Origin of the sequence: Desulfovibrio sp. 1188_IL3213 (genome assembly GCF_036763145.1) — a bacterium.
Taxonomy (GTDB): Bacteria; Desulfobacterota; Desulfovibrionia; order Desulfovibrionales; family Desulfovibrionaceae; genus Desulfovibrio.
Genome location: NZ_JBAIYR010000075.1, coordinates 1 through 7,737 on the forward strand (window position 1 = coordinate 1; position 7,737 = coordinate 7,737).

Here is a 7,737-nt window from a genome sequence, read left to right on the forward strand (position 1 = left end):
TGCCGGGTTGGCGGGGGTGCGCAAAAGGCTCAGGCTCAGTCCGGCAACCCCGGAGGCCGTGAACGCGTGCTTGCAGTAAAGCCGTCCACGGTAACACTGCCAACAGCCCACGCAGCTCATGGCAGCGCGCAGAACATATTGTCCGGGGGCGGAGGGCCCTGTTTCCCTGGCGTGAACCGGTCCCATTGAGAGATTGAGCACGGGAACGCCTACAAAGTCGGCCAGATGCATGGGACCTGTGTCCGGTGTTATGCACAGGTCAAGAGTGCGCATGAGGGCAGCCAGTTCCTTGAGTGAAAGACGGCCGCAAAGGTTGGCTCCCGGCAGTCCGGCCTTTTGGGCGACCTCCTGTCCCAGATCCTGCTCCGCCGGGCCGCCCAAAAATAGCGGCAACAGCCCTTCTGCGGCCAAACGCCGCGCCAGCCGCACCCAAAAATCCGCATCGGGCCGCTTGGCAAGTTCGCTGGCGCCAAGAACCATGCCCACACGGTTTGTTCCCGCCGAACGGGGTGATGGCCGGAATACGCCCGTAAGATCGGGCTGCGGTGAAAGATCCAGCATATACAGGTCTGCCCAGTGAAAGGCGTTATTGTGGTTGTTGTGGGTCAGCGCGGCGCGGTAGAGCTGCCAGAATCCATTGATGTGCTGTTGTCCCAGCGTGCCTTCGTCCGGCAGTGGGCCGTGTGTGACGAGTTCCGGACCAAACTTGCGCCTGGCCTTCAAGTGCGCCTGACAGGCCAGGGCCTGCGGACGGCTGCTCAGGTTCAGGGCCAGTTCATAGTGGCGCTCTCCAAGGGCGGGGCCGTGGGCAGAGGGAAAGAACACCACCTGGGGGGCCAGCGGCATGAGATCTTGAAAAAAGTGCGGCTCAGCGGCAACCCAGACTTCGTGGCCGGGCCAATGGCGCAGAAGGTGACGAAGCAGGGGCATGGTGAGGATCAGGTCTCCCATGCGGTGCATCTGGAGAACCAGAATCGGGTCCGCGTTCATGCGTCTGGTCCGGGTACTGTGATTTTTTTTGTGGCGGGGGTTCCGTAGACCTGGCGCATCTGCTCAAGCAGGCTTTGCAGCCGGTGCGCCCAGGTATGGCAGGCCAGTACGCGCCGTCTGGCCCGTTGGGCGATATCACGGCGTTCCTGCTGGTGGGCCAGATAATAGCGCGCCAGGTCCGGGGCTTCATCCGGATCGTGGTAGCAGACCATTTCTTCCGGGTCGTAGAGGTGTTCCATCTGCGGTCGCCAGTCTGTGAGCACAAATGCTCCGGCTGCGGGAACGTCAAAAACTCTCTGGTTCACGGCCCCTTTCATCTGCTTGCTGGTACAGTTGAAATTAATGTGCGAACGGCAATAAAAGCGCGGCAAATCAACATAATAGCTCAGGGCGTCCATATAGCGCGGCTGAAAGGCTTCGCGCCTGAACTCGGATCGCCAGCCAGCGTCTCCCACAATGAGAGGCCGCAGCGGCAGCAGGCGGCGTACGCAACCATTGCGGTACAGGCGTGTGGCCTGCCATGTAATGGCGGTCTCGTAGGCCAGCCGGGCTTCGTTGTCGGGCAGGGCCTGATAGTGCGCAAAAACGTCAGGGAACGCACCGCGCAGAAACTCGGCTACAGAGCGCTGGTCACTTTCCATGAAGGCTTGGGATATTTCAAGGAAAGGCAGCAGCAACGGACGGGGAAAACGACCGTGCTTGAGGCGGCCGCCCACCTTGTAGAGCATGGAATTGCCCACAAAAGAAATGTCAGCCTGCCACGAATCCGGAGCTTCTGTGCCGCGGCCGGGGTGAAAGCGGTCAGGGTCCGTGCCGAGAGGCAGATAGAAAACGTGTTTGAAGCCCGTTTGACGCAGGCTTTCGATGTTGTCCGCATCCCAGGTGAACAGGGTGGTCCAGGGGCTGACGCAACATGAATAGAGATGGATGATGAGGTGGGGATTGTCCACAAACCAGGAAGCCAGGGGCAACTGCAGCCGGGTCAGAAGGTCCATGAGGACGCCTTCCACATCCACGCCCATATGGTTGAGCGTTATGCAGCAGTCGGGCCGGAAGGAAATAACGGCCTCAAGCAGTTGCTCCACAAAGTCTGTGCAGGCAACACTTTCATCCTCGATGCGGACAAGCCTGTGCTCAATGCCGAGTTTGCAGCAGGCCCCTTCCAGTTCGCCCATAAGAAAGTATTTGCTCGTGAGCAGCAGGACGCGCGGCTGATTTTCAGTAAAGCGGGGACCGACGGCACGGCCCCAGAAATCGAAGCGGGTGCTGGCGGCAAGCTCTTTCTGCAAGACTCCGTAATAGGAGCGGTCAAGGCGCAGGTAGAAGGGAAGGGCCACAGGCAGCAGGCGCAGCCCGCTGTGGCGCATCTGCCAGCGGGTCAGTTGGCGTAGGGCTTCATCCGCTTCTGCTGTGGTTACCAGCTGAATCCTTTGGCGCTCTTCAGCAGACAAGCCTGCAATGACGCCGCTGATTTTTTGGATTTCCTGCTCCTTTTCAACCACAGCCACAGGCCCGTGACAGCGCTGCAGCAATAGGTGCAGGGCGTGCCCCATGCCGCAACCGAGAAGAACCGGCAGCGCGTTGTCCAGTTGCTCAGCACTCAGCGCAGCAATGACCGCCCGTTCTCGCTCCGGCCCGCCGGGAGCGAGCATGGCAAAGCTGCGTCCGTTGATTCTGGCCTCAATGTCGTGAAGCGCCGGCGCGGCATCATTTCCAGAGTCTGTTTGTGGAGCAAGGATGGCGTGAAAAACGGGCTGCTGTGTCTGAGTCATTGAGAAGTGCCCAGATGCGAGTGCTGCATGTGTTCGATAACAATGTCGTGTTCCACCAGACGGCACGTGATTTTTTCATACATGCGGTCAATGGTGAGAAATGCCCGGCCAATGGAAAGTTCCACGCCGGGGTAGATACGGCCCGGAACCAGAAGCCGGCAATTGTGCATGTAGCTTTCATCCATTGACAGGCGCGCCCACAGTTCGTCGCGCCGCCGGATAAGCTGTTTGCGCTGTTCGCGCAGGGCTTGCAGTTTTCGGCTTACATCATTGGTCTCCGGCGGCAGATGTCCGGCCACTGCATTAAGGTGGGTGATGGTCTGCGACTGTTGGGCAATAATATGATCGATTTTTTCGAGCTGACGTATGCTCAACGGGTCATAGCCAAGGTAGACTCTGGTGGGAATGCCCGCCTTGTTGCCCAACTGCCTGCCCACATACATACTGCCGTAGGCATTGATGATGCCGCCGTACGCCTGTTCCCGCACCACCATACTGGCTCCGGCGTAAACAGTAGAATAAAGGCAGCTTTTTTCGATAACGATATTGTCCCGGGCGCGTGCTTCCACCTTTTCAAGAAAAGGAGAAAGCAGTTTGCCTCCGGCGTCCACCAGGCTGTGTTGTCCCGCGCCGCCGCGCACGCCGCCGTCAATGAGCAGATTACGCCTGGCGCGCACCACGCCGCCTTCGACCATGCCCATAATGCGCACGTTATTGGCCTGTACAGAAAAACCCGCGCGCACCGAGCCGTGAATTGCCATGTCGCCCACAAAAAAAATGTTCCCGGTCTGAAAGCTTACGTCCTGCCGCACATTGAGCAGGCATTTGACCGTAATCTTCCCATCCAGGTAAAAAACATAGCCATTGGCAGCGGCCAGCAGATAGTTGGGGTAGTGGGGATCAATGCGGGTGTTGGGGCCGGTAGGAAAGCGGGGTTTATCCAGGATAAAACGTGGATCCGGCTCCGGTCCCGCATCCTCCAGAGGAATGATTTCGGCCAGAACCTGCCCGTTGATGGCATTCTGCACATAACCCAGGCTGTAAACGTCAGAAGAGCCGTTCTCTCCACCGGGTTTCAGGTGGAGGTAGTCAAAATCGGGATTGAAGTAATGCCGCAGATAGTATTGCACCATGCACCATCCGTAATGACCTGCGCGACCGAGCTTTCAGTCGTGGTCAGTCCGCAGTGTCAGGAATAAAACCCTTCAATTCCTCTTCGCTGTCAAAGGTGGGAAAAAACCCTTCGATTTCCACTTTTTTCAAAAGCTCAACAACGTGTGGAGCAGGCGTGAGCAGCACAAGCCTTCTGCCGTGTCCACGACTTTTGGTGCTGGCGCTGACAAGCACACCAAGGCCGGATGTATCCACCTTGTTTACATGGCTCAGGTCAAGCACAACCTGTCTGATGCCCGGCGCCAGAAGATGCGTCTCAAGCTGACGGCTGAACTGCGGCACATCAGGCAAAAGCATGTCGCCCAGATAACGCAGGACTGTAACGTTTTTGTGGGACTCCGCTTGCAGGGTAAACACGGGGCCGGGCCTCCTGGGGGTAGGCGGGCGTCAACTGCCGTACAGGCTGAGCGAGTCAAGCCAGATGGTGACAGGACCCCAATTGCAAAGGCGCACCGCCATGTCGGCGCCGAAGATACCTGAAGATACGCTGACGCTGCAAGATTCGTCAACTATCTTCGCGAAATGTTCAAACATTGGTTCGGCCCATGCCGGGTTGCCCGCATCTGTAAAAGACGGGCGTCGGCCCTTGCGGCAATCTGCATACAGGGTAAATTGCGGCACAAGCAAAAGTTGTCCGCCGAATTCTTCAACCGAGGTATGAAATTTGTTGGCAAGCTCACCTTGACCAGGAAAAATCCGCAAACCAACCAGTTTTTGGGCCATGCCGCGAAAGGCCGGCTTGCAGTGGAAGTCCGGGCCGTCCTCCTGCCCAAAGCCCACCAGAGCCATGATGCCGGGGCCGATGGCCGCCACCTGGCGGCCATCGACACTCACGGAAGCTTCAGTAACTCTTTGAACCAGCAGACGCATCAGGCATTCTCTTGAGGTTGTTCCTGGCTGTTTTCCGCAGCAGGAGCCGCATTTTTGGCCTTGCGTTGCTTGCGCTTGGCGGCCTTGTTTTCTTCTTCTTCGCGCAGGGCGCGCCTGAGCACCTTGCCCACGATGGTTTTGGGCAGTTCCTTGCGAAACTCCACAAGGCGCGGCACTTTATAGCCGGCCAGCTTCTGGCGACACCAGGCAACGATGTCGGCCTTGGTGAGTTCTTCGCCTTCCTGGGCGACCACATAGGCCTTGAGCACCTCGCCGCGCACGTCATCGCGTATGCCCACGCTTACGGCTTCCTGGACCTTGGGGTGCTCCAGCAACACTTCGTCCACCTCACGCGGGTAGACGTTATAGCCGTTGACGATCACCATGTCTTTTTTTCTGTCCACTATATAAAAATAGCCGTCTTCGTCCATGGTAGCCAGATCGCCGGTGTAAAGCCAGCCGTTGCGCAGCGCGCTGGCAGATTCGTCCGGGCGGCGCCAGTAGCCGCTCATGACCTGAGGGCCGGAAACGATAAGTTCGCCCATCTTGCCTGGGGGCAGGGTGAGAGACCCACCTTCCATATCCACAATGCGGGCATCAGTGCCGGGCAGGGGCATGCCGATGGAGTTGGGTTTTTGCCCCTGTTTGCCCAATGGGTTGCAGTGGGTGATCGGTGAGGCTTCGGTAAGTCCGTAGCCTTCAAGAATGGAAGCGCCCGTGGTGTCCTGAAACTGCCGGAAAATTTCCCTCGGCAGGGGCGCTGAGCCGGAAACGCAGATCTTGATGCAGCGCAGGTCGTACTGGGCAAGATTTTTTTGCTGCAAAAGCGAAATATACACCGAGGGCGCGCCAGGAAAAACGCTCGGCTTGTGTTTGCCGATCAGGCGCAGCACGTCCTGGGGAACATAGCGCGGTAAAGGCAGGGTGGTGGCAGCCAGCGCAATGGGAATGATCAGGCCGGTAGTGAGGCCGTACACATGAAAGAAAGGCAAAATGGAGATAAAAGAGTGGTGGTCTTCGGCCTTCACATTGATGATGTCGAGCACCTGGCGGCAGTTGGTGCCAAGGTTGGTATGTGTAAGCGTGACGCCTTTGGGCAGGCCCGTGGTGCCGCCCGTGTACTGGAGCATGATGGGGGCTGTGTGCGGATCGGCAATGGGGGCTGAATAGCGCTCAGCACCTTTGAACAGTTTTTTCCATTCAAAAACATGCTTGCCGTCATAGGGAATGGAAATTTTTTTGCCACGGGATTTTTTAAGCCTATACAGCCAGTTGAGCGGAAAAGACAATGCATCCGCTGCGCCGGTGATGATGAAGTTGCGCAGTGGCAGGCGGTCCCGCAGGGCAGACACGCGGGGCCAGAGCAGGTCAAGCATGACAATATGCTCTGCCCCGGAATCCTGCATGTTGGCAATGATTTCTTTTTCCATGTACAGGGGATTGGTCATGACAACCACCCCCCCGGCCTTGATGATGCCCCAGAAAGCCACCACGGTCTGGGGCATGTTGGGCATCATGAGAGCCACGCGCTGCCCGGTTTTTACGCCGAGACGTTTGAGCGCTCCTGCAAAAAGCTCTGCCTTTTCCCGCAATTTTTTGTAAGAAATTCGTGTGTTATGAAAAATGACCGCCGGGCGGTTGGGGTACTTTTCCGCCGCTTCGTCCAGCATGGCATAGAGTGGTTTGTCCCATGCCTCTGTAATGCGCGGCACAAAGGCATCGTAGTGAGCGAACCAGGGACGGTACAGTTCTGTGTTCATGGCGATCCTTGTGAATCAGATGTCGCGTTGCAAAGAAGACGGCGGCGCGAAAGCGGCGCGGGCGCCTGCCCACGCGGTGACAACGGCATATGCCTTGATGCCTTCGGCGCGGCCCGTAAAACCAAGCCCCTCTTCCGTACTGCCCTTGATGTTGACGCAGTCGGTGGGCAGCGACAGAAGGCGGGCGATATTTTTTCTGATTTCTTCGCGGTAGGGGGCGATACGGGGCTTCTGGGCGATGACGGTAAGGTCTGCATGGCATAGCTGCACGCCTTTTCGGCGTGCCATATCCAGGGCCTCATCCAGCAGGAGCGCTGAAGAAATGTTGTCAAAACGGGAGTCTTTGTCGGAAAAGTGCTGACCGATATCACCAAGACCGGCACAGCCGAGCACTGCATCGGTAAGCGCATGCAGCAGCACATCGCCATCGGAATGCGCGACCACCTCCGGCCCCGTGGGAATGAGCACGCCGCCAAGACGCATGGGCCGCCCTGGAGCGTAGCGATGCACATCGTAGCCCATGCCTGTACACGGGCGGGGCAGGACAGGGGGATCCTGCAAGAGATCCATATCTTCTGGGTTGGTTATTTTCACGTTGGCGGCTTCTCCTTCTACCACGCGGACTTCATAGCCCAGTTCTTCCAGCAGAGAGGCGTCGTCAGTGACATTCAGGTTTTGTGTCTTCGCATGTTGATGCGCCTGAAGCAGAAGCTCGAGACTAAAGCCCTGAGGGGTCTGCACCGCCATGAGCGTATGGCGCGGCAAGGTGCCTGTCACCAGACCATGCGACACGGTCTTTATGGTATCCGTTACCGGCAGGGCCGGAATTGCTCCCGGTGCGCCCGATTCGAGGGAAGCGCAAATGGCGCGTATCAATTGGGGGCTGACAAAAGGCCGGGCCGCATCATGAATAAGCACATGCCGAGTGCCGGCGGGCAACACGGCCAGCCCGTGACGCACGGAATCCTGACGCAGCGGGCCACCGGCCGCGGTAAGGCAGGGCAGTCCCAGGTCGTCAGCGGCGTAAAGGGTACGCAGGCTTTCTTTATGGACGGCATGATCATCGGGGGGAAAAACAAAAACAATGCCTGCCACTGCGCCGCTGCGGCTCATGGCTCGGGCGGCATGCCAATAGAGCGGCGTGCCTTGCCAGGGCAAAAACTGCTTGGCAA

The 7,737-nt window shown here is 58.1% G+C and carries 7 protein-coding genes; all 7 read right to left on the reverse strand.

Going from position 1 to position 7,737, the window contains the following annotated elements:
* Positions 1 to 990 (reverse strand): glycosyltransferase family 9 protein (locus tag V6C16_RS05340; RefSeq protein WP_333542857.1); only part of this gene is annotated, 990 nt, incomplete at its 3' end.
* The gene (locus V6C16_RS05345) at positions 987 to 2,762 is read right to left on the reverse strand and encodes a CgeB family protein (protein WP_333535688.1); all 1,776 of its coding nucleotides are present in this window, start codon (positions 2,760 to 2,762) and stop codon (positions 987 to 989) included. The genes V6C16_RS05345 and V6C16_RS05340, both read right to left, overlap by 4 nt.
* Positions 2,759 to 3,895 (reverse strand): FapA family protein, encoded by a 1,137-nt coding sequence (locus V6C16_RS05350; protein ID WP_333535689.1) that lies wholly within the window; start codon positions 3,893 to 3,895, stop codon positions 2,759 to 2,761. The genes V6C16_RS05345 and V6C16_RS05350 overlap by 4 nt, the downstream gene beginning before the upstream one ends.
* A gap of 43 nt (positions 3,896 to 3,938) precedes the next feature.
* Positions 3,939 to 4,292 carry an STAS domain-containing protein gene (locus V6C16_RS05355; RefSeq protein ID WP_333535690.1) on the reverse strand — a complete coding sequence of 118 codons (354 nt, stop codon included), beginning with the start codon at positions 4,290 to 4,292 and terminating at the stop codon, positions 3,939 to 3,941.
* A 30-nt stretch (positions 4,293 to 4,322) separates the two neighbouring features.
* On the reverse strand, positions 4,323 to 4,805 hold the full coding sequence (gene dtd, locus V6C16_RS05360; RefSeq protein WP_333535691.1) for a D-aminoacyl-tRNA deacylase: 483 nt from the start codon (positions 4,803 to 4,805) through the stop codon (positions 4,323 to 4,325).
* Positions 4,805 to 6,565 (reverse strand): long-chain-fatty-acid--CoA ligase, encoded by a 1,761-nt coding sequence (locus V6C16_RS05365; RefSeq protein WP_333535693.1) that lies wholly within the window; start codon positions 6,563 to 6,565, stop codon positions 4,805 to 4,807. The genes dtd and V6C16_RS05365 overlap by 1 nt, the downstream gene beginning before the upstream one ends.
* 15 nt (positions 6,566 to 6,580) lie before the next feature.
* Positions 6,581 to 7,737: 2-C-methyl-D-erythritol 4-phosphate cytidylyltransferase (gene ispD / locus V6C16_RS05370; RefSeq protein WP_333542858.1), on the reverse strand; the 1,157-nt coding region annotated here is incomplete at its 5' end.